Below are 18,898 nucleotides of genomic sequence, written 5' to 3'. Positions count from 1 at the left end.
GGGAAATACTATATGTGAAAGCGGCCGTGCGTGCAAGAACTTTTTTCGGCAAGATTTTTTAGGCCTGCTGTGCGGGGCGAAACGAAATGCTCCTATCCTCAGTCGGCATCCGATCTGATATGGCTGCCGGCGCTCTTCCTTCTTCTCCTCATGGCCTCGATCATCTCCTGTGCCGTGGCAAGAGCGGCTTTGGCTTCGAGCGTCTGGAAGATGGCTCTGGCATCCTGCGTGGGAAGTGCGGTGCGCGCAATCGCCTCATCGATCAGGTGAAGGGAGCTCTGGGCCGCCACGAGGTCATGCTCGCATCGGGGAGCGAGACAGGCGCTGTCGAGGGCAAGGCGTATTGCCGGAAGGGCTTTGGCGGCGAGAGGAGAGCATGTGCTGGGAAGTCCAGCCATGCCTTCAAGAGGTGCTGAGACGCCTTCTGCTGTCTTTGCAGCCGCTTCTCCGGTCCTGATACCGAATACGATGCAGTTTGCGCTTGAAAGGCCGCCGAGCCGGTCTGCACCATGCATGCCGCCTGTCGCCTCTCCTGCGGCAAAGAGTCCGGGGACGCCGGTCCAGCCGTTGCGGTCGATCCTGATTCCGCCATTGCTTGCATGGGCGAAGAGCGCGATGCGGAAGCTCTGGTCGAGAGGATGGCCAAGGCGCTTTTCGAGCCAGGAGAAGTAGGTGCGGTCGAGCTCGGGCAGGGGGTCAGGCAGATTCTCATAGCGTGCAGGGGCACCTTTTTCGCCTGCCTCCGCTATCGCAAGATCGATTGCAGCATCTCCCAACCGTGTTGTTGCAGGTCCATGGGTGCTCCTGAGCTCGAAGAGATTTCTGGATATCGAGGAAGCTGCTCCGTCTTCGAACGCAAGATAGCGGAACGTCTTCTCGTTGAAGATGACAGGGCCCATCTCGGTGAGGATTGCCGGCATGAGCTGGATGAACTCGAGGTTCACGAGATGAGCGCCGGCATCCTTTGCAAGGGCATGGGAAATGCCTGTGTCCTCGTCAGCACCTATATGCCTGCCGAAGAGGCCTGCCGTGCCTCCGGTGGCAAGGATTGTGGATGAAGCGGGAACGTCGATGAAGGAAGAGGATGTCTCGTCGAAGAAGATGGCACCCTGGATGCTGCCATCGTCTGCCTTCCTCAAGCGTGCAAGAGATGCATGCTCGATGAGATGGACGTCCAGGTCTTGGAGACATGCTGCCATGGCATCTCTGAACTCGGCCCGGCCTAGCCCTCGCCAGAGGCGTGCCTTGTGGTCGAAGCAGGGGATGTACTCGCGCTCCTCTGGGTGATCGGGCGCTCTGAGCGCAACGCCGTGGTCTTCGAGCCATTGCATGGCAGGATAGATGCCCGAGACAAAGCTTCTGACGAGTGCGGGGTCTGCCGCACCTGAACCTACCGCGAGAATGGTCTGGACAAGGTCTTCCTCGTCTGCTGCCGACTCAGGTGCGACCATGCCGAGGCCCCAGGTGGCAGAGGAGAAGGAGGAGCCGGAGAAGACAGGACCGGCAGATGCAAGCGTGATCTTCGCTCCTGCCTCTGCGGCAGAGACCGCTGCTGAGATGCCTGCAAGGCCTGTCCCTACGACGAGGACATCGGTTGCATCGAGATGGAGGAGCTCTGGCATAGAGGCCGCCTTCCTGCGCATTTGGTAGTATGGGGTGCGCATGCAGCACACCTTTGTGCTGCCTTGTATCTTGGCACACTCCGCAGAGCCAGGCATCACTGCCCTCTGCGGTCACGATTCTTCGAGCGGATGTCCCTCTATGGATGCAACGAAAGAGATATATCTCGACTATGCAGCGGCAACGCCGGTAGCGCCTTCCGTGCTTCGGGCGATGCTTCCCTATATGTCCGATATGTTCTACAACCCTTCTGCCCCGTATCGGCTTGCAAGGAAGGCGAAGGCAGACTACGAAGAGGCCCGGTCCCGGCTTGCCCATGAGATTGGCGCCAAGCCTGACAACCTCATCATCTGTGCCGGCGCGACCGAGGCGAACAACCTTGCCATCAACTCTGCCGAAGGCAGGGTGCTGGTGCTTGCAACAGAGCATGAGAGCGTCCTTGCGGCAGCAGAGGCGAAAGACCATGCGCTGATTCCGGTGCATCGGGATGGGCGGGTGGACATGGAGACGCTCGAGAAGCTGCTCACCCCTGAGGTGGGGCTTATCTCCATCTCTCTTGCAAACGGCGAGATCGGGACGATCCAGCCCATCCGTGACATTGCGAAGCTTGTCGCAGAGAGGCGGCAGTCAAGGCTTGCGGCAGGGGGAAAGATGCCGCTCTGGCTCCATACGGATGCCTCGCAGGCTGTCAATGCCCTTGCTATCAATGTGGCATCGCTCCATGTGGACATGCTCACGCTCTCTGCCGCGAAGATCTACGGGCCAAAGCAGGTCGGCCTTCTCTGGGCCGAGGACGGCATCGCAATAAAGCCGCTGCTCCAAGGTGGTGGCCAGGAGGGCGGCGTCCGTTCCGGCACAGAGAATGTGGCAGGAGCTGTCGGCTTTGCCTGTGCGCTCGAAGAGGCCACGGCACACCGGGCCCAGGAGGCAAAGCGGGAGCAGAAGCTTCGGGACAGGCTCCAGAAAGAGCTTTTGGAGCGCTTTCCCTGGGCCGAGGTCGAGGGTCCGAAGAAGGCAAAGCTCCGCCTTCCCGGCCTTCTGCACATCTCCTTCCCGGGCCTCGAAGCAAGGAGGCTCGTGATCCTGCTCGAGGACAGAGGGGTCTCTGTCGGCACAGGCTCTGCCTGTGCGGCAAGCCGGATGCGGGAGAGCCATGTGCTCGAAGCGATAGGAGCTGCACCTGCTGTGGCAGATGGAAGCTTGAGGATCACGCTCGGGGCTCCTGTGACAGAAGAGGACATTGAAGAGGCGGCAGCCAGGATCGGAAACGCCGTCGAGGAAGAGGCAAGAAGGCGTGGCCTCGATCCGCGTACGGGAAAGGTGGCATGATGGGCAAGAAGGTATTCCTCGGCATGAGCGGAGGCGTGGACTCGGCCTTGTCCTGCGCGCTCCTCGTAGAGCAGGGCTTCGATGTCACGGCTGTCTATATGAGGAACTGGTCGAAGGACCTTCCTGGCTTCAAGTGCCCCTGGGCAGAGGACCTGGCCGATGCGGAGCGCGTAGCGGTGAAACTCGGCGTGGATCTTGAAGTCTGGGACTGCGAGAAGGAGTACAAGGAGACGGTCGCAGACTATCTTGTCGATGCCTATGCCCATGGCTATACGCCGAATCCTGATGTGATGTGCAACCAGACGGTGAAGTTCGGCACGTTTGCCGAGCGTGCCTTCAAGGAAGGCGCCGATCTCATCGCAACAGGGCACTACGCAAGGACGGCTCCGGCACTCACGGATGGAGGACCTGCCAGGCTCCTTCGCTCTGCTGATGAGCACAAGGATCAGACCTACTTCCTCTGGCGCGTGCCCGGCACGACGTTCAATCGCGTTCTCTTCCCGGTCGGCGGCTACTCCTCGAAGACAGACGTTCGTGCTGCCTGCGCAGAGCGCCATCTCGGCATCGAGACCAAGCCGGACTCCGATGGCATCTGCTTTATCGGTCCTGTCGGCATCCGTACCTTCCTGCTCGATACGCTCGAGAAGAGGGCAGGCGACATCGTCGAGTGGGAGACTGGCAAGGTGCTTGGACACCATGAGGGGGCATTCCTCTTCACAGTAGGACAGAGGAAAGGACTCGATCTCGGAGGCGGCCCTGCCCGCTATGTGGTGGCAACCGATACGAAGGAAAATGTCGTTTATGTGACGGCAGACAAGATGTGCCCGGGACTTTGGACGAAAGAGCACACGCTCGAAGATTGCCACTGGATTGCTGGCACGGCGCCTGAAGCAGGGGAGTGTCTCGTCCGCACGAGGCACACAGGTCCTCTTCGCGAAGCTCGGCTCTCTGTCTCCGAGGACGGAAAGAGCGCTACGGTCTCGTTCACAGAGCCGGTGCGCACCGTGGCGCCGGGGCAGAGTGCGGTCATCTATCGTGGTCTCGAGTGCGTGGGCGGTGGCATCATCGCTCCCGATCCTGTGATGAAACCGCGAATTTAAGGGCAATCGCAGATTTGGGAAAGTTTTTCTTGCACAGGAGCCACGATTCGCGTAAAGTATCTTTCTGCTGCAGGGCACCCCAACCCAGCAGAGATAATCGGGCGTTTAGCTCAGGGGGAGAGCGCTTCCCTGACACGGAAGAGGTCAGAAGTTCAAATCTTCTAACGCCCACCAAACATTCGCAGCCCAGAGGATTGCCTCTGGGCTGCTTTTCTATCTGTGTCCTGCATACATGAACCAAGGTTTCTGAACGTCTTGAATAGGCATCCCCGCGACCTGCTGTTCCAGAAATCCTCTGCATGGCTGAAGCTTCTGCCGTGGCAATATGAAGGTCTCTCCGGACGTCCTCGGCGGCAGCATCGTGCCTGGCACGTATCCAGCGATGCATCCGGCTGCCGGCCCAAGAGATGCACACGCCGGGTGGACACATCCAGAAATCCCCAGGAGTACCTGCAAAGCCTTTCGGGGCAGATTGGGCGTGGTGGCTTGATCTGCCCCCGGGCGTGGACCGATGCATGGGCTCCATCTGATACGTCTGAGCCTTTGGAGAAGAAGGGTATACAGTCAGCCGCACTGTGTGCTGCAGAGGCGGCTCTGGTGCAGGGGGCTGAAGTCTTGGGAGATGGGTATATGAAGCCATCTGCGGCAGAGTGCCTTCTGCTGGAGATCATGGATGCAGGCAGCTGCGCGGATGAGTCAGGCATCCGCCTCCGTTTTTGGGAAGAACGGACACTTCTTGCCCAGGCACTGGGCATTGTACGGATGGAACTCGCAGACGATGCTGTCCTTCTTAAGGCTGACGCCGAAGCGCTCATGCACATAGTCAACCGCTGTCTGCAGCGATACATACGCATCGCGCTTGCAGCAGCGCGGCCCGCCTATGCGCGACAGGCCGTCCAGCGCACGCGACGTGTAGCGCATATGGCTGCCCCATGAGTCGTCGTCTGAAAGCGGGCCTGTCTGTTCCAGAATGCTGAGCGCGGCTCCTATGGATGCTGTCGCTCCGCATACGCCCCAGCGTCCGCACATGGCGCCAGGCATCTTGAGACCGCGCGACATGAGCTCTGCCAGGGCAGCAGCAAGGTCGACGTCTCCTCCTGCGTTGCGGTATGCACTCAGCAGTGCCGCCCCATCCAGCACATGGTGTTCCGGCCCGTGCATGCGTACAAAGTCCTGCCGTGCCACGTTCATGAACACCTGATAGGGGCTGGTGCTTGTCTGCTTCAGACATGCATCCACGATCAGCCTTCCACGTTCCTCAAGAGTGAGCTCGCCCATGTTGCCTCCGGATATCGCGCCTCTTTTCCATGATACGCCATCTGCCAGGAGTGTCCTTCATAAGCGGAGCAAGAGCCGCAGCTCAGGGCAAGGCTTCGGCCCGGCAGCTCTTCTGGGAGGCATCTTGCTTGTCTTCATGCTCTGGTCCCAGACATCGCATTTTCTGCGGCATGCGGGAATATGAAAAGGGTAGACCAGCTCCATGTCTGGATGCGCTTCGATGGAGCAAGCTTTTCTGCCGCTCAATAGTGGGGAACGTATCTCGCACCATAGATGGGATTGGCTTCTGTGTTGCTCTCGCCGAGTTGCCGTGCTTTCGATCTGTTCATCGCTATGATTGCAAATCGCGCGTGCACTGATGCCGAGCATTGCGCGGCGTAGCCGGGATTGTCTGCTGACGGATCTCTTCTTCTGAAGTGGCGGGCTTTCGAAGTTCTGCAAAGACGGATACAGCAAAGCAGGCCAGAGACTCCAGCCTCTGGCCTGCTTGCCCTGTACATCTTGATTCCCGTGTCACAGATAGACGTCTGCCTCTTCACGGCCAAACCTGTGCAGCAGCTCATGGCAGGGCCTGCAGGCTGCGCAATCGCACCACTTGGCGCCCTTGGCCTTGCGCTCCTCTGCGTGGGCAACGTTTCTTGCGGCAACGTCTGCGCCGAAGAGCTCCTTCGCCTTGTCGGAACTCATGAAGCCGATGAGGGAGTCGATTGTGGTCTGGTGGGCGCTGATAGCATCGAGCAGGGTGTTCGTTGCGGCATCGGCATCCTTGCCGGCTGCGATAGCGTCCTTCCAGGCCTGGGCAGACTTCTTCGTATCGGCAGAGGCGGAAGGCGCAGCGAGCATCTCGTCGACCTTCTGCGCAGTGTAGTCAAGCAGCTCTTTCTCCATAAGGCATCTCCCTTGTCTCGCGTTTTGTCTGACGCTCTCTTTATACCCATCATCTCATATGGCGAGAGGAGAGACAGGCTCAGAGGTCTGCCTCGTCGAGGCGCGAGACCATCTCTTCGAGCATGAAGCGGTTTGCAAAGAGCTGCCGGTAGGTGGCAGTCTTTGTCCTGCCTTGGGCCTTCATGTCTTTGAGCTGCTGGTCTGTCTCGGCAAGCTCGTCTCTGAGGTCCTGCGCGAAGCGCTCATAGCGTTCGAGCTTCTCTGCCATGTCCTGCGCATCTTCCATAGCAGTGCTCCCGACTAGTCCTGGGGACCTGCATAGGTGCAGGAGGAAGCGAAGCCGTAGTAGAGCGTCATGATGTTCGGCAGGAAGAAGGCGGCAATGCCTGCGCCGGTGGCCCTGCCGTAGGACCTTGCCTGCTTCATGCAGAAGCGCATCCACCAGACAAGGGCAAGGGTGCCCGCAGCGATCGTGATGACACCGGAGACTCCATCTTCATGGTCCCTGAACAGGCCGTAGACAACGTTTGCGGCAAGCCAGACCCAGAATGCGGTCTGGTCCTTCCAGGCAATCTTGAAGGCGATATAGACGTTGTAGAGGGGGATGAGGGACTTCCACCCAGCGATGCCTGCCTTCGTGAACATCTTCCAGTAGGCAATGACGAGCAGGATGAGCAGGAAAATGATGAAGAGGGTATAGGCACCGAGTGCGGCAGCGATTGCTGAAGTGGACATGATTGTCCTTTCTGGAGGAGCTTGCGTTTTTCCAGACGCTACGGAGATTTGCAGAATCAGGGCAGGGGGCGTGGGATAGCTTCTGAGCTGCCATTCGGAAGACAGACATCAGAGCATGCGGAGGAACGCGCGACAGGCAGAATGGATATGCATGCCTGCAGGCAGGCAGAGCGAACATAATCTAGAAGGAGCCTGTTGTAGCACGAAGTCTGTTCTGCCATCCGGCATGGGGAAAGCTTTCTTCCTGCTACTGATGTGGCATGCTCTTCAGAGAGGCGGCGGCATCTGCCATCATCCGGTCGATGAGCGCCCGGTCGATGCCGAGGGCGGCCATCTGCTCGGCGAGGATGCTCTCGGCCCGCTCGAACCCTTCCTGCCGGCCGAGTGCGATTCCTTCCTGGATGCCCTCTTTGCGGCTGCGCTCGATCTTGTCGTCCATTAGCTCGAGGACCTCTCCGCCCATGGCTGGCCTCCCTTTCCTGCCAGACGGCAAAGAACCGTCTCTGTATGACAATGCACGTGCACGCGCATTCTGGGAAGGGAATGCTCTGGAGCGCTGAGGCTAGTCGCCCGGCCTCTGTTGAGATGAAATCTTGGCAGCGGCATCTGCCATCATCCGGTCGATGACTGCCCGGTCGATGCCGAGGGCGGCCATCTGCTCGGCGAGGATGCTCTCGGCCCGCTCGAACCCTTCCTGACGGCCGAGCTCGACCCCTTCCTGCCGGCCGAGCGCGACCCCTTCCTGCCGACCGAGCTCGACTCCTTCCTGCCGGCCGAGCGCGATTCCCTCCTGGATGCCCTCTTTGCGGCTGCGCTCGATCTTGTCGTCCATAAGCTCGAGGACCTCTCCGCCCATGGCTGGCCTCACTTTCCTGTTCAGTGGCTCATTTGCTGCAAGCAGATGGTCTGACACCCTGATTATAAGCTCTGTTATCTGCCGATAGAGAAGCTCGTCGCCCTGCAGGAGCGTGAGGTCGGCAAGGCGCATGCGTATCTCGCGGCATTCTCTGATGAGTGCTGCTGCAGCATCCGATTCTGCATCCAGGCTCGAGAGCTCCTTCTCATAGCGCATGAGGTAGAAGGGAAGGAGGATGAGGAGGCGTCTGCGAAAGATCTCCTCTTCGCTGACAAGCTGCGTCTTGTAGATTTTCGTATGGTAGCGGAAAGATTCGCTGTCGGGCATCTCCACTTCCATTTCCAGATAGTCGGGCGTCTTGGAGGTATGTCGGAGGAGCAGCACGCACGAGGACGGGAATTTCATCCGGTAAGGTGCACCCTGCTCCAAAGCCTCCTGCAGGGCGATGCTGAAATCGTATTCGATCATTCTTACGACCATGCTGGCGTCGTGAGTGCTCTGGCATTCCAGGTGGTAGACCATATCTTCGATGCGGAAGACGGAATCGGAGATGTGGGTGCCCAGAGGTCCTTCGTGCTCCTCGTTGAACTGCACGATAGGGACATCTATCTCATAGCGGCGTCCAAACACCTCATTGATGAGGGGGATCAGAAGCTTGGGTGTCTTGTGCACCATGGTCTTGAAGACCGAGTCATAGATATTGCTGCTGTCCATGGGCAGTCACTGCTTTCTCGTGGTTTGTCCGTTCAGTGATGGACATGTCTTCGGGCAGGGAGGAGCGTAGCAAACAATGAGAACAAATGTTCTGACAGTTATCTGTCAGGCATCTCGCAGGCATATCCAAATGCAGGCCGAAGACTGTGCGATGTGGATCTGCAGGGCCTCTGCCTGCGAAAATGGCCATTCTGCTTTCCTTGCCACGCACGATTGCGATGAGCCGGATAGCCCTGCACTGCACAGTTGATCGGCAGGCGGTTCGGTGAGTGGCAGGTGCCTTTGCTGGTGGAGGAGCTGATGTCAGAGATGTGCCGCTTTTCCTTTCAGTTGACGCTGTGTCTTGCAGGCGTCAATATGAACAGCGTTCATATTGACATGCAAAGCGGGATGCTTCCTGCTGTTCTGAAAGAAAGAGGCTGCTATGAAACAGAGTCCTAAGGACGCAAAGCAGGAAGGCATGCCCAAAGGCATGCGCATCGCAGAGAGCATCTTCGATATCTGCTACCTTGCGTTCGATCTTGTGGCTGCCATTATCTTCTTCACGCAGGCACAGGGGCGGACGGTCTTTCTGCTGTTTGGCCTCATGACCGTGCTGCTCGGAGGAGGAGACGCCTTCCACCTGATTCCGCGTGTCCAGATGCATCTTTTCGGCGTCAGGGAAGACACGACGAAAAAGCTTGGCCTTGGTACTGCCATCACCTCCGTGACGATGACCGTGTTCTATGTCGTGCTGTACTTCATCTGGAGAGAGATCTTTCCGGATATTGAGATCTCGCCTGCCATCCCAGCTCTCATCTTCGCGACAGCAGTGCTCAGGATCGTGCTCTGCCTCTTTCCGCAGAATGAATGGACATCCGGCAAGGAGAACCTGCGCTGGTCGCTTGCCCGCAACATCCCCTTTGCCGTCACCGGCCTTCTCGTAATCGTCCTCTTTGCAATCTCCGGCAATGAGGGGGGCTATGGGCTCTGGAGGATGTGCATCGCTATTGCTCTGTCCTTCGGCTTCTATCTGCCTGTCACGTTCCTGGCGAAGAGGAAGCCTGCAGTGGGTGCCCTGATGCTCCCGAAGACGGTCATGTATATCTGGATCATCTGCATGGGGCTCGCTCTTCTGCCCCGGCTCTAGGAGTCTCCATGAAGCCAGCTGCAACATCGAGGGAAGAGATCCTTGCCGCTGCCAGAAAGATTGTGCAGCAGAAGGGCCTTGCCGGTGTCGGCATGCGCTCGGTGGCGGCAGAAGCCGGAGTTGCGGCAGGGACGCTCTACCACTATTTTCCGGACAAGGATGCCCTGCTTCTTGCTGTGACTGCAGACATCTGGTCAGACATCTTCGATCTTGACAGCCTGAGGCGGGAAGGCGATGGCTTCGCTGCTGCCACAGAGGAGCTCTTCTGCCATGCCTCCCGGAGAATGCAGGCATACCCCGGCTTCCTCGCGCTGCATGGTTTCGCCCTCTCCTCTGGCGGAGGTCCTGCCAAGGAGGGGGCTGCGCGCATGCATGCCTTCTTGGGAAGGGTCGAAAGACATCTTTGGCAGGCCCTGCAGAAAGATGCACATGTGCGCTCCGATGCTTTTGGCAACGGGATGGACGAGCAGGGCTTCGTTGCCTTTGTCCTGGACCATCTTCTGCTTCTTCTGATGCTTGGCAGCAGGGACTGCTCGGTCCTTGTCGCCGTGATCGAGCGGGTGCTCTACTGAGATGGAGCTCTCGGTGACGGGCATCTGCTCTGCCAGAAAACATGTTCCTGCACCTCTTCCACAAGCTCTTCCCATGCATCACACTGGACAGGAAGAGCTGGCAAGGAGGGGACATGGCAAGAAGGCGTCCGAAGATCAAGATCCAGGTCATAGACCGTAGAGGCAAGTACGGCTGCCATAGAGGCCACAAGGTGGGGGAGGTCTTCGATTTCGACGAAGACCGCGGAAAGATCTGCCCGATGGCAATGCACTGCGCTTTCCCCTATATCGATATCCTCCGCTATGGAGGGCGCATTCCGGGACAGCCTGAAGGCACAGCGGAGTTCTGCTGCTCGGACGCCGATACGATCATGGTGTTCAGGGCAGAGATTGTGCCGGAAGAAGACGAATAGGGCTGAGGCGCAGGGCTGGCGAAGCTGCAACGCCGCCAGCCCGCTCCGTGCTGCATCCTCGGGGAAGAAGGCCTCTTCTACAGGTCGTCCACCAGTGCCGTGGACTTCGCATAGGCTGTGGAGCGCGCCTCGAAGAAGTCGGTCTTCACCATGTTCGCGTTGCTGTACTGGCTCACCCATGCCATGTCAGCTGGCTCTTCTGCGTATCCTGGATAGAGCTCGCCCATGCCCAGAGAGCTCCAGCGCAGATTCCCGAGATAGCGGATGTAGCCTTCGACCTGCTTCGAGGTGAGGCCGGGGATATCATCTCCCAAGACATAGGTGCCCCAGGCAATCTCCTGCTCGACGCCTTCCTGGAGCATGGCCTTGAGGTCTTCTGTATCCTTCTCTCCGAAGAGTTCAGGCTCTTCGCGCTGGAGCTCCAGGATCATGTTCCTGAAGAGCCACAGGTGCGTGTTCTCGTCCCTGTTGATGTAGCGGATCTCCTGGGCGCTTCCCGGCATCTTGCCCATGCGGGCAAGGTTGTAGAAGAACATGAAGCCCGAGTAGAAGTAGACCCCTTCCAAGATGAAGTTTGCCATCATCACCCGTAGCAGTGCCTGGGCATCCTTCTTTTCCTGGAACTCGTTGTAGAGGTTTCCGATGAAGGTATTCCTGGCAAGCAGATGCGCATCATCCTTCCACTGGTAGAGGATCTCGTTTCTCTTCTCGGGGCTGCAGATCGTGTCGAGCATGTAGGAATAGCTCTGGGAGTGGACGCACTCCTGGAAGGTCTGGATGTGAAGGCAGAGGTTCACCTCGTTTGCTGTGATGAACTCGCCTATGTTCGGCAGGTTCGCCGTCTGGAGCGAGTCCAGAAAGACCAGGAAGGAAAGGATCTTGTCGTAGGCCGTGCGCTCGGTCTGAGAGAGCTTGGGGTAGTCCTTCACGTCCTGGGAGAGATTGATCTCCTCCGGTATCCAGAAGTTGTTCATGGCCTGGCGGTACCAGTCGGAGGTCCAGGCATACTTGAGGTTGTTGAAGTCATTGAGGTTCGTCGTGTTCCCGCCGATGAGGCGGCGTGCGCGCACATCGGTATCGCCGTCGGGATTGAAGAGCGCCTTGGGGCTCAGCTTTGTCGTGTCCTGCATGGCATGTCCTTTCAAGGGGATGGTTGTCTTCTAGCTTGCGCAGCTCTCGCACTCTTCGACTTCGAGCGACTTGCTGCGGACATAGTAGATGGTCTTGACGCCGTCTCTCCAGGCTTCGAGGTAGAGGGCAAGCACCTGGCGCATCGTATATTCGTTCGTGATGTAGAGGTTCACGGACTGCGCCTGGTCGATGTGGCGCTGGCGCACTCCTGCTGCCTTCATGCTCCAGGTCTGGTCGATCAGATGTGCCGGCTTGTAGTACCACCAGGTCTGGGAGGAGAGTTCCGGAGCAACGCGGGGAAGCATGGCACCCTTCTTCTCCTCGAGGAAGAAGCGGCGCATGATGGGGTCTGTGCCGGCAGAGGTGCCTGCAATGATGGAGGTGGAGCTCGTCGGTGCGACAGCGAGGAGATAGGCGTTTCTCATGCCGTGCTTTGTGACCTGCTCCCTGAGCTCTGTCCAGGCAGGAGAGACGTAGCCACGCTTCTCGAAGTAGGCGCCGGTTGCCCAGTCGGAGCCTTCGAAGAGCTCGTAGGCGCCGCGCTCCTCCGCAAGCGCAGAAGATGCTTCGATAGCATGCCTGTTGATGCGCTCGAAGAGCTCGTCTGCAAAGGCGAGGTGCTCCTCACTCTCCCAGCGGATGTGGCGCTTTGCGAGCATATGGTGGTAGCCCGAGACGCCGAGTCCCACCGAACGGTAGCGCCTGTTCGTGATCTTTGCATAGGGGAGGGCATAGAAGTTGAGGTCGATCACATTGTCGAGGGCACGGACAGCGCTCTCGATGGTATGGGCAAGGTAGCTGTCGTCCTCGAGCGGGATCCTGCCCAGCGAGAGGCTTGCAAGGTTGCAGACGACGAAGTCTCCTGGCCTTGTCGTCGTCACGACGACGGTATCGCCGTCCTTTGTCACGATCTCCTCTGAGACGGATTCGATCTCGCTTGTGTTCTGGGCAATCTCCGTGCAGAGGTTCGAGCAGTAGATGATGCCAGCATGCGAGTTGGGATTGGCCTTGTTCACGGTATCGCGCATGAAGGCAAAGGGCGTTCCGGTCTCGACAGCGCTCCTGAGCACCAGGCGCACGATGTCCTTGATCGTGACGGTGCGCTTAGGGATCCTCGGGTCTGCCACGCAGTCGCGGTAGCGCCTCTCCCATTCCTCCCCGAAGTAGTCCTCGAGAGCATAGCCCTTGACGGTCGAGATATCGTGGGGGCACATGAGGTGCCAGGGCTGGTCGAGGTCCTCATCCGCCATCTTCCAGAAGAGGTCGGGGTAGCAGACAGCGGGGAAGACGTCATGCGCCTTCATGCGGTCGTCTCCATTGTTCGTGCGGAGCTGCAGGAACTCTGGCAAGTCTCTGTGCCAGGCATCGAGATAGACGGCAACGGCTCCTGCGCGCACGCCGAGCTGATCGACCGCGACGGCCGTATCGTTGATGACACGGATCCAGCGGACGACGCCTCCGGCTGCTCCCTCGAAGCCCCGGATGGAGCCGCCCTTGGCACGGACCTTGCCGAGATACATGCCCATGCCGCCGCCGTACTTCGAGACCATCGCGAAGTTGTCGATGCTCCGGTAGATCCCCTCGAGGCTGTCTGGCACGGTATCGATGAAGCAGCTCGAGAGCTGGTGGTGCGGCTTTCTGGCATTGGAGAGCGTCGGTGTTGCCATGGTCACTTCGAGCTTCGAGAGCATGTCGTAGAAGCGCCGGACCCAGCGCATGCGCTCCGCCTTTTGCTCCTTGAGGGCAAGGTGCAGGGCGATGCCCAGAAACATCTCCTGCGGCGATTCGAGGGCGATATGGTCATGGCTGCACACGACATAGCGCTTGAGCAGGAGGTCGAGTCCCGGATAGTCGAGCAGATCGGTTCGCTCGTCCGCGATGAAGGAAGCTGCTTCCTCAATCTCTGCTTTCGTATAGCCCTCGAGGATGTAGGTGCCATAGAGCCCCTGATCTGTGAGATGACGGAGCTTCCCATAGAAGCCTTCGATGCCGCGCCTGTGCTCCTCTTCCTTGAGTCGCGTGTCTGCTGCAAAGGCAAGGAGCCTTCCTGCGATGAGCTCCCAGGAGGGGGCTTCCTGGGAGGTAAGCTCGACAGCTGCTCTCACGAGTGCATCGAGGCGCATATACCTATCCATGCCGGGCTTGGCAAAGCTCTGGAACTTGGCGAAGAGGGCATCGAGGGGATAGAGGGCGGTTTCGAAGTCGCGCGAAATCTTTGCAAGCACGTCTGCGAGGCGTGCCTGCATCCTGGAATCAGCATCGCTTCCGAGCGCAAGTGCCACGATGCCCAGGCGGGCATGCCGAAGCTCCGATCTCCTGTGGCGGTAGAGGATATAGGCCTTTGCGGCATCGAAATGGCCCGATTCCATGAGGGTGCGCTCGACGATGTCCTGGATGCTCTCCACGTCAGTGCTGCCACAGGCGCCGATGGCTGCCTCTGCGCGTGCAAGGAGCCTGTCGAGAGCATCGGCGCTTTCAGCAGCAGGATCGCCTACCTCCCTGAGTGCCTTCTGCATCGCTCGGGCGATTTTGAGCCCCTCATAGGCTTCCGTGCTCCCATCGCGTTTCGTGACCTGCATGGCCTATCTCCATCCTGCAGCGCTTGGCTGCGGTCCATAGCTGTTCGAGGTCTCGGGCATGTCCCGGACCGTTATAAATGCTATCAGAACAATGACAATTAAAGACAGGAAATGGTATCGATATGCTGTAGGCAATGGACATGATGCGTCCCTTCTGCCGCCGAAGAGGCTGCTGGGCTCCCCTTGGAGGGGAGCGTTTCTCTATCCGAGCTTTGTCATGCCGGCTGCCTGCGGCAATCAGCGCCATGCCCGCGACAATGAACCCGAGCTCTTTGGGCGTCTTCTTCTCATGGAGGATGAACAGGCCTCCGAGCGTCGCGATGATCAGGTTCATGTCTGCGAGCGTCCAGCCGACGGCGACGCCGTTGACCGGGTTGGAGAAGAGCCAGCGATGTTCGCGACCGACCACAGGATGCCGGTGAGCATGTTCTGCCAGGACTTGATGCCGAAGATGCCCTCGCTGCGGCCGAAGATGCCGTCAGACGACTCACACCTGCTCACGATTGCGGAGATGACCAGCAGGGCGAAAGCATGAACAGTGCCTGCGGAAGCAGGATCTGGAGCTGTCCACGCTGAAGAACCGTGCCGCTGTCGCATAGGCCATATACAGGGCAGAGGAGATGGCCGTGATGATGAGACCCTTGCGGATATCTGAGGCAGAAGTGCTCTGCTGGCCTGCCTCGGTATGGGTGGTGAGCACCGTTCCTGCGATGATGAGGGCGATGCCGGCAAACCCCAGGCCCATCTGCCAGGCATAGGGCCACTCGCCGAAGCAGAATGCGCCGATCATCGAGGTGAGCAGGAGCTGCATGCCGGCAGTGAGCGGCATGGCGCGCGAGACGCCCAGATAGTCGAAGCTCTTGATCTGCAGTATCTGGGCAAGGGCCCAGGAAATCCCGTTCGCTGCCGCGGCTCAGAGCAGGGCGGGCGTCCAGACGATGGGGTCTATCAGGGCAACGACGATGGCCATGGCAAGGGCGGTGAGCACCATGCCCATCTGCTTGCTGGCACCGGTGCCTCCGATCTTCTGCATGACAATGCCCTGGAAGCCCCAGCCAAGCGCAGGAATGAGTTCGATGAGGATGGAACCCATAACGCCTCCTTGATGGAATGCGGCTAAGACAGATGCTGTTCTGATATCCCGGGATTGGCATCAGTATATGCAGCAGGGCAGTCCGGCATTTTGCGTCAATCAGCCAAGAATCCAGAGAAACGCGTCAATCTTGCGGCATGCCAGGGGCACAGCCGACCCCTCAAGGGCTTCGCTCATGGCATGCAGCCTGTTCTGGCAGCATGCATGGACAGGGTCTGTGGCAGATGCTATATTCGCGTCCGATTGGAGCCGGGCAGGAAGGGCGGGCACGTGGAAGAGCGGGAGCCGCAAGAGACACTGACAGGCAGAAGCTCCTGGAAGCGTCGCTACTATACGATCCTTGCAGGACAGGCAGTCTCGCAGGTGGGAAGCTCTGCGGTCCAGTTTGCCCTGATATGGCATCTGGCGCAGCAGACAGGATCTCCCTCCGCCATGGGGCTGGCAGGGCTGGCGGCATATCTTCCGGGCGCCCTGCTCTCTCCCGTGGCGGGCATCGTGGCCGACCGCCACAGCAGGAAGCGGGTATGCATGGCGGCAGATCTTGCCGCCGGCATCATGGCAGCCCTTTTTGCCCTCGCCCTGGGGCATGTCGGTGTCTCCGCGTCTGCCCTGATCGTGCTTCTGGCTGCCCGTGCCTGCGCTACGGCGTTCCAGGCTCCCGCCATGCAGGCCATGGTGCCCGATATCGTGCCGCAGGATGCGCTGATCGAGGCGGGAGGGATGGCGCAGGCATTGACGAGTGCCTCCCTGATCCTGGGGCCTGTGATCGGCGGTGCGCTCTATGCCGCGCTTCCGCTTCCTTTCGTGCTCCTCACCGACCTTCTTGGTGCCCTCGCTGCCGTAGGCACACTGGCAGCGGTCTTCGTGCCCGATCATCTGGCGCCAGGCCCGCGTCCTGCGCTCCATCCTCTGCGCGAGCTCGAGGAAGGCCTCGCGGTATTCTGGGAAGACAGGCTGCTCAGGCAGGTCATCGTCTCCTTTCTGGTCCTCATGGTCTTCTTCATGCCGCTCTCATCCTTCTATCCGCTTATGACCAGCAGCTACTTTGGCCTCGGTGCCTTCGAGGGAAGCGTCGTCGAGATGGTCTGGTCTCTGGGCATGCTTCTTGCCGGCGTCGCGATCGCAAAGGCGAAGCTGAACGACGAGATCCGCGCCTCATATGTGGCAGGCGCCCTGATCGGAGCCACCTGCATCGGATGCGGCCTCGTGCCGGCAAGCTATGGCGGATGGATCGCTTTCTCCGTGTTCTGCGCTGGCATGGGTGCGGCATCGACCTGCTACGATGTGCCGATCGTCGCCTATCTGCAGAAGACGGTCCCCCAGGCGAGGCAGGGGCGTGCCTTCTCGGCCTTCCAGATCGTGTCGCTGGCCGCCATGCCGGCAGGGCTTGCCATAGCATCTCCTGTCGCGGAAGCGCTCGGCGTGAATGCCTGGTTCGGCGTGAGCGGCGTGGCGATACTGCTCCTTTGCCTTGTGATGCTCGTGCTCGAAAGGCGTCTCAGGGCACGGCTCTGAGAGCTTGTCTGCCAAGCATGCCGCTTTCATGGACAAGCTGTGCATATCGCGTGCAGCTCTGGCAGGCGGCATTCAGCATGCATAAAATATATTGCGTACAATATATTTAGCGTTGAGAGGAAGGCATATGGTGGCCGAGAAGGAGACAGGGCCGGTCGGCTCTTCGAGCAGCGAGGCTGCCAACAGGAAGATCCTGGAGCTGGTGGATGAAGCCAAGGTGAAGCGCATACCGTTCTTCGTCCGCAGGCATGCATTGAGCAAGACCTTCGAGAAGATCGAGCACGAGCACCCCGAGCTCTATGCCGTGGCTGCCAAGGAGGGTCCGCTTCCTGACGAAGCGCGCTCGCAGCTCAGCGCTATCGTGAACGCAATCTTCGATCAGAAGCTCAAGAAGCACAGCCTGTAGAGCGTGTGGCAGGATACGTAGCGCATGGCTTCGGCATGTGCGGCCTGATGGGGGAGATGCTATCTTCGGGCAGAGTGCTGCTGAACGGTCGGGGAGCTCCCCCTCCCGGTTCTTGTGGGCTTCAGGAAAGAGTCCTTGCAATTGCGGAACAGGTCCGGTATAGTTCAGTGATGCGCTGCACGGCATTCCGAGCAGCTATATATTCGGGCGTTTAGCTCAGGGGGAGAGCGCTTCCCTGACACGGAAGAGGTCAGAAGTTCAAATCTTCTAACGCCCACCATAAACTCGCAGGCCAGAGGCTATGCCCTCTGGCCTGTTTTCATAGAGGCTTTAGCCTGTGCCGCGCGGAACGCGCGGCATGAAAATCCACCCGCTGTGCGGGTGGAAGGCAACTATGCTATGCAACGAAACTCCTCCCTCCCTAGGATGGTGATTGTTCAGGTCGCCGGCCGCGAGAGGAAGGAGAACACCATGGCACAGAAGGCAAACAGCCTTGCGCACACGAAATGGATGTGCAAGTACCACATCGTGTTTTGCCCAAAGTATAGGAGAAAGGCCATCTACAACCAATACCGAAAGGACCTGGGGGAGATCCTCAGGAACCTCTGCCAGTGGAAGGGGGTGGAGATAATAGAGGGGCATCTGATGCCGGACCACGTGCACATGCTGGTGAGCATCCCGCCCAAGATCAGCGTATCGAGCTTCATGGGGTACCTGAAGGGCAAGAGCGCGCTCCTCATGTTCGACAAGCATGCGAACCTCAAGTACAAGTTCGGGAACAGGAAGTTCTGGGCAGAGGGCTACTATGTCTCGACCGTCGGCATGAACGAGGCCACGATCGCGAAGTACATCAGGGAGCAGGAAGCCGCGGACATCGCCCTCGACAAGCTCAGCGTCAAGGAGTACGAGGACCCGTTCAGCAGGAAATAGGCCGGCAAATGCCCGTTTGACGGGCTAGCCACGAGTCAAGCGGCCATGCGGCCTGAACGAAGCGAAGGCCAGGGACTTGAGTCCCTGGCCGGCATTTATAGGGTTATACCCTTAGAGCAAACCACCCGCTACGCGGGTGGTCATGATTGGCTCTCTGAAACATCTGGTGGGTAGCACAGGTTGCTCCTCCCGACCGCCGACCCCGCAGGCGGTATGATTCCGTCGACTGGCGGATGCGACGATCGGAGCCGTGCATGGACGCACAGACCGGGATGCTGGCGCAGCTCTTCGGGAGGTCGATGGGGCTCGGCCGCCTGGACTTCTTGGCCCAGCTTGCCGTCTCATCTGCTACCCACTAGAAACAGCGAAGAGCCAAAAAATTAGGCGGAGGCGCTCACGCGTCCCCGCCACATAAAACCCTCTCGGGTTTTGCGATCTGTATTCACTATACCCACTCAGAACCAGCGGTCAACCAGCTCGACGAGGAATTCCATGGACGCCTCTGCGGAAGCTCAATTACAGACTTCATACGAACGGTTCCGGAAGTCAGCTGTACATGTGCGGATGGATGGCGGAACCTGTGCGGTGGTGGCCGGAGAGGCCGGCCAGACGACGTGCAGGAAGAAGCTGA

General features: G+C 59.1%; 18 protein-coding genes, 2 tRNA genes and 1 pseudogene. 10 read left to right on the top strand and 11 right to left on the bottom strand.

Annotated elements, in window-relative coordinates; all coding sequences use genetic code 11:
• Nucleotides 1-98: 98 nt before the first annotated feature.
• Nucleotides 99-1,622, bottom strand: a complete 1,524-nt coding sequence (locus VXJ24_RS01660) for an FAD-binding protein (RefSeq protein WP_330971181.1) — start codon at nucleotides 1,620-1,622, stop codon at nucleotides 99-101.
• Between the two features lie 139 nt (nucleotides 1,623-1,761).
• Between VXJ24_RS01660 and VXJ24_RS01655 the strand changes: the two genes are divergently transcribed.
• The 3 genes from VXJ24_RS01655 to VXJ24_RS01645 all read left to right on the top strand — a co-directional run bounded on the left by VXJ24_RS01655 (nucleotide 1,762) and on the right by VXJ24_RS01645 (nucleotide 4,223).
• Nucleotides 1,762-2,949: a cysteine desulfurase family protein gene (locus tag VXJ24_RS01655; protein ID WP_330971180.1), complete on the top strand. Its 1,188-nt coding sequence runs from the start codon at nucleotides 1,762-1,764 to the stop codon at nucleotides 2,947-2,949.
• Entirely contained in the window at nucleotides 2,949-4,049 is a 1,101-nt protein-coding gene (mnmA, locus tag VXJ24_RS01650; RefSeq protein WP_330971179.1) for a tRNA 2-thiouridine(34) synthase MnmA, read from the top strand. The genes VXJ24_RS01655 and mnmA overlap by 1 nt, the downstream gene beginning before the upstream one ends.
• A gap of 99 nt (nucleotides 4,050-4,148) precedes the next feature.
• Nucleotides 4,149-4,223: transfer RNA gene (locus VXJ24_RS01645), tRNA-Val, on the top strand.
• Nucleotides 4,224-4,745: 522 nt separating this feature from the next.
• On the opposite strand, the gene VXJ24_RS01640 is transcribed toward VXJ24_RS01645, so the two are convergent.
• The 6 genes from VXJ24_RS01640 to VXJ24_RS01615 all read right to left on the bottom strand — a co-directional run bounded on the left by VXJ24_RS01640 (nucleotide 4,746) and on the right by VXJ24_RS01615 (nucleotide 8,520).
• On the bottom strand, nucleotides 4,746-5,327 hold the full coding sequence (locus VXJ24_RS01640) for a DUF5714 domain-containing protein (RefSeq protein WP_330971178.1): 582 nt from the start codon (nucleotides 5,325-5,327) through the stop codon (nucleotides 4,746-4,748).
• 513 nt (nucleotides 5,328-5,840) lie between these two features.
• On the bottom strand, nucleotides 5,841-6,215 hold the full coding sequence (locus tag VXJ24_RS01635) for a 3-hydroxyisobutyrate dehydrogenase (protein ID WP_330971177.1): 375 nt from the start codon (nucleotides 6,213-6,215) through the stop codon (nucleotides 5,841-5,843).
• Nucleotides 6,216-6,294: 79 nt separating this feature from the next.
• Nucleotides 6,295-6,501: a hypothetical protein gene (locus VXJ24_RS01630; protein ID WP_330971176.1), complete on the bottom strand. Its 207-nt coding sequence runs from the start codon at nucleotides 6,499-6,501 to the stop codon at nucleotides 6,295-6,297.
• Nucleotides 6,502-6,515: 14 nt separating this feature from the next.
• On the bottom strand, nucleotides 6,516-6,950 hold the full coding sequence (locus VXJ24_RS01625) for a DUF5684 domain-containing protein (protein ID WP_330971175.1): 435 nt from the start codon (nucleotides 6,948-6,950) through the stop codon (nucleotides 6,516-6,518).
• Between the two features lie 247 nt (nucleotides 6,951-7,197).
• Entirely contained in the window at nucleotides 7,198-7,389 is a 192-nt protein-coding gene (locus VXJ24_RS01620; protein WP_330971174.1) for a hypothetical protein, read from the bottom strand.
• A 123-nt stretch (nucleotides 7,390-7,512) separates the two neighbouring features.
• Nucleotides 7,513-8,520, bottom strand: a complete 1,008-nt coding sequence (locus tag VXJ24_RS01615) for a hypothetical protein (RefSeq protein WP_330971173.1) — start codon at nucleotides 8,518-8,520, stop codon at nucleotides 7,513-7,515.
• A 424-nt stretch (nucleotides 8,521-8,944) separates the two neighbouring features.
• Here VXJ24_RS01615 and VXJ24_RS01610 point away from each other — a divergent pair, with 424 nt between their 5' ends.
• The 3 genes from VXJ24_RS01610 (at nucleotide 8,945) to VXJ24_RS01600 (ending at nucleotide 10,613) form a co-directional block, all read left to right on the top strand.
• Complete coding sequence (locus tag VXJ24_RS01610; protein ID WP_330971172.1) at nucleotides 8,945-9,649, top strand: hypothetical protein; 705 nt, start codon at nucleotides 8,945-8,947, stop codon at nucleotides 9,647-9,649.
• A gap of 8 nt (nucleotides 9,650-9,657) precedes the next feature.
• Nucleotides 9,658-10,221: a TetR/AcrR family transcriptional regulator gene (locus tag VXJ24_RS01605; protein ID WP_330971171.1), complete on the top strand. Its 564-nt coding sequence runs from the start codon at nucleotides 9,658-9,660 to the stop codon at nucleotides 10,219-10,221.
• Between the two features lie 113 nt (nucleotides 10,222-10,334).
• The gene (locus VXJ24_RS01600; RefSeq protein ID WP_330971170.1) at nucleotides 10,335-10,613 is read left to right on the top strand and encodes a TIGR04076 family protein; all 279 of its coding nucleotides are present in this window, start codon (nucleotides 10,335-10,337) and stop codon (nucleotides 10,611-10,613) included.
• Nucleotides 10,614-10,690: 77 nt separating this feature from the next.
• On the opposite strand, the gene VXJ24_RS01595 is transcribed toward VXJ24_RS01600, so the two are convergent.
• The 4 genes and pseudogenes from VXJ24_RS01595 to VXJ24_RS01580 form a co-directional block, all read right to left on the bottom strand.
• Nucleotides 10,691-11,743 (bottom strand): ribonucleotide-diphosphate reductase subunit beta, encoded by a 1,053-nt coding sequence (locus VXJ24_RS01595; protein ID WP_330971169.1) that lies wholly within the window; start codon nucleotides 11,741-11,743, stop codon nucleotides 10,691-10,693.
• Between the two features lie 30 nt (nucleotides 11,744-11,773).
• A complete protein-coding gene (locus tag VXJ24_RS01590; RefSeq protein WP_330971168.1) occupies nucleotides 11,774-14,323 on the bottom strand; it encodes a ribonucleoside-diphosphate reductase subunit alpha in 2,550 nt (849 codons plus the stop codon).
• Nucleotides 14,283-14,657, bottom strand: a complete 375-nt coding sequence (locus VXJ24_RS01585) for a GRP family sugar transporter (RefSeq protein WP_330971414.1) — start codon at nucleotides 14,655-14,657, stop codon at nucleotides 14,283-14,285. The genes VXJ24_RS01590 and VXJ24_RS01585 overlap by 41 nt, the downstream gene beginning before the upstream one ends.
• 153 nt (nucleotides 14,658-14,810) lie before the next feature.
• A pseudogene (locus tag VXJ24_RS01580) lies at nucleotides 14,811-15,356 on the bottom strand (GRP family sugar transporter).
• A gap of 330 nt (nucleotides 15,357-15,686) precedes the next feature.
• On the opposite strand from VXJ24_RS01580, the gene VXJ24_RS01575 reads away from it, so the two are divergent.
• The 4 genes from VXJ24_RS01575 to tnpA all read left to right on the top strand — a co-directional run bounded on the left by VXJ24_RS01575 (nucleotide 15,687) and on the right by tnpA (nucleotide 18,267).
• Nucleotides 15,687-16,931 (top strand): MFS transporter, encoded by a 1,245-nt coding sequence (locus tag VXJ24_RS01575; protein ID WP_330971167.1) that lies wholly within the window; start codon nucleotides 15,687-15,689, stop codon nucleotides 16,929-16,931.
• 127 nt (nucleotides 16,932-17,058) lie between these two features.
• Nucleotides 17,059-17,337 carry a hypothetical protein gene (locus VXJ24_RS01570; RefSeq protein WP_330971166.1) on the top strand — a complete coding sequence of 93 codons (279 nt, stop codon included), beginning with the start codon at nucleotides 17,059-17,061 and terminating at the stop codon, nucleotides 17,335-17,337.
• A 205-nt stretch (nucleotides 17,338-17,542) separates the two neighbouring features.
• Nucleotides 17,543-17,617, top strand: a tRNA-Val gene (locus tag VXJ24_RS01565).
• 191 nt (nucleotides 17,618-17,808) lie between these two features.
• Nucleotides 17,809-18,267, top strand: coding sequence for an IS200/IS605 family transposase (tnpA, locus tag VXJ24_RS01560; protein ID WP_330971165.1), 459 nt, complete (start codon nucleotides 17,809-17,811; stop codon nucleotides 18,265-18,267).
• Nucleotides 18,268-18,898 lie beyond the last annotated feature (631 nt).

Origin of the sequence: Olsenella kribbiana (genome assembly GCF_036408795.1) — a bacterium.
Classification (GTDB): domain Bacteria; phylum Actinomycetota; class Coriobacteriia; order Coriobacteriales; family Atopobiaceae; genus Olsenella_L; species Olsenella_L kribbiana.
Note: the sequence above shows the minus strand (reverse complement) of the source record. Positions and strands in the feature narration are given on the sequence as shown.

Bases quoted from the DNA above. Each gene is read 5' to 3' on its own strand.
- VXJ24_RS01570 (WP_330971166.1), top strand. From the start codon at position 17,059: ATGGTGGCCGAGAAGGAGACAGGGCCGGTCGGCTCTTCGAGCAGCGAG.
- mnmA (WP_330971179.1), top strand. From the start codon at position 2,949: ATGGGCAAGAAGGTATTCCTCGGCATGAGCGGAGGCGTGGACTCGGCC.
- VXJ24_RS01600 (WP_330971170.1), top strand. From the start codon at position 10,335: ATGGCAAGAAGGCGTCCGAAGATCAAGATCCAGGTCATAGACCGTAGA.
- VXJ24_RS01655 (WP_330971180.1), top strand. From the start codon at position 1,762: ATGGATGCAACGAAAGAGATATATCTCGACTATGCAGCGGCAACGCCG.
- VXJ24_RS01595 (WP_330971169.1), bottom strand. From the start codon at position 11,743: ATGCAGGACACGACAAAGCTGAGCCCCAAGGCGCTCTTCAATCCCGAC.
- VXJ24_RS01660 (WP_330971181.1), bottom strand. From the start codon at position 1,622: ATGCCAGAGCTCCTCCATCTCGATGCAACCGATGTCCTCGTCGTAGGG.
- VXJ24_RS01610 (WP_330971172.1), top strand. From the start codon at position 8,945: ATGAAACAGAGTCCTAAGGACGCAAAGCAGGAAGGCATGCCCAAAGGC.
- VXJ24_RS01590 (WP_330971168.1), bottom strand. From the start codon at position 14,323: ATGCAGGTCACGAAACGCGATGGGAGCACGGAAGCCTATGAGGGGCTC.
- VXJ24_RS01625 (WP_330971175.1), bottom strand. From the start codon at position 6,950: ATGTCCACTTCAGCAATCGCTGCCGCACTCGGTGCCTATACCCTCTTC.
- VXJ24_RS01640 (WP_330971178.1), bottom strand. From the start codon at position 5,327: ATGGGCGAGCTCACTCTTGAGGAACGTGGAAGGCTGATCGTGGATGCA.
- VXJ24_RS01630 (WP_330971176.1), bottom strand. From the start codon at position 6,501: ATGGAAGATGCGCAGGACATGGCAGAGAAGCTCGAACGCTATGAGCGC.
- VXJ24_RS01615 (WP_330971173.1), bottom strand. From the start codon at position 8,520: ATGGACAGCAGCAATATCTATGACTCGGTCTTCAAGACCATGGTGCAC.
- VXJ24_RS01585 (WP_330971414.1), bottom strand. From the start codon at position 14,657: ATGAACCTGATCATCGCGACGCTCGGAGGCCTGTTCATCCTCCATGAG.
- VXJ24_RS01635 (WP_330971177.1), bottom strand. From the start codon at position 6,215: ATGGAGAAAGAGCTGCTTGACTACACTGCGCAGAAGGTCGACGAGATG.
- VXJ24_RS01605 (WP_330971171.1), top strand. From the start codon at position 9,658: ATGAAGCCAGCTGCAACATCGAGGGAAGAGATCCTTGCCGCTGCCAGA.
- tnpA (WP_330971165.1), top strand. From the start codon at position 17,809: ATGGCACAGAAGGCAAACAGCCTTGCGCACACGAAATGGATGTGCAAG.
- VXJ24_RS01620 (WP_330971174.1), bottom strand. From the start codon at position 7,389: ATGGACGACAAGATCGAGCGCAGCCGCAAAGAGGGCATCCAGGAAGGA.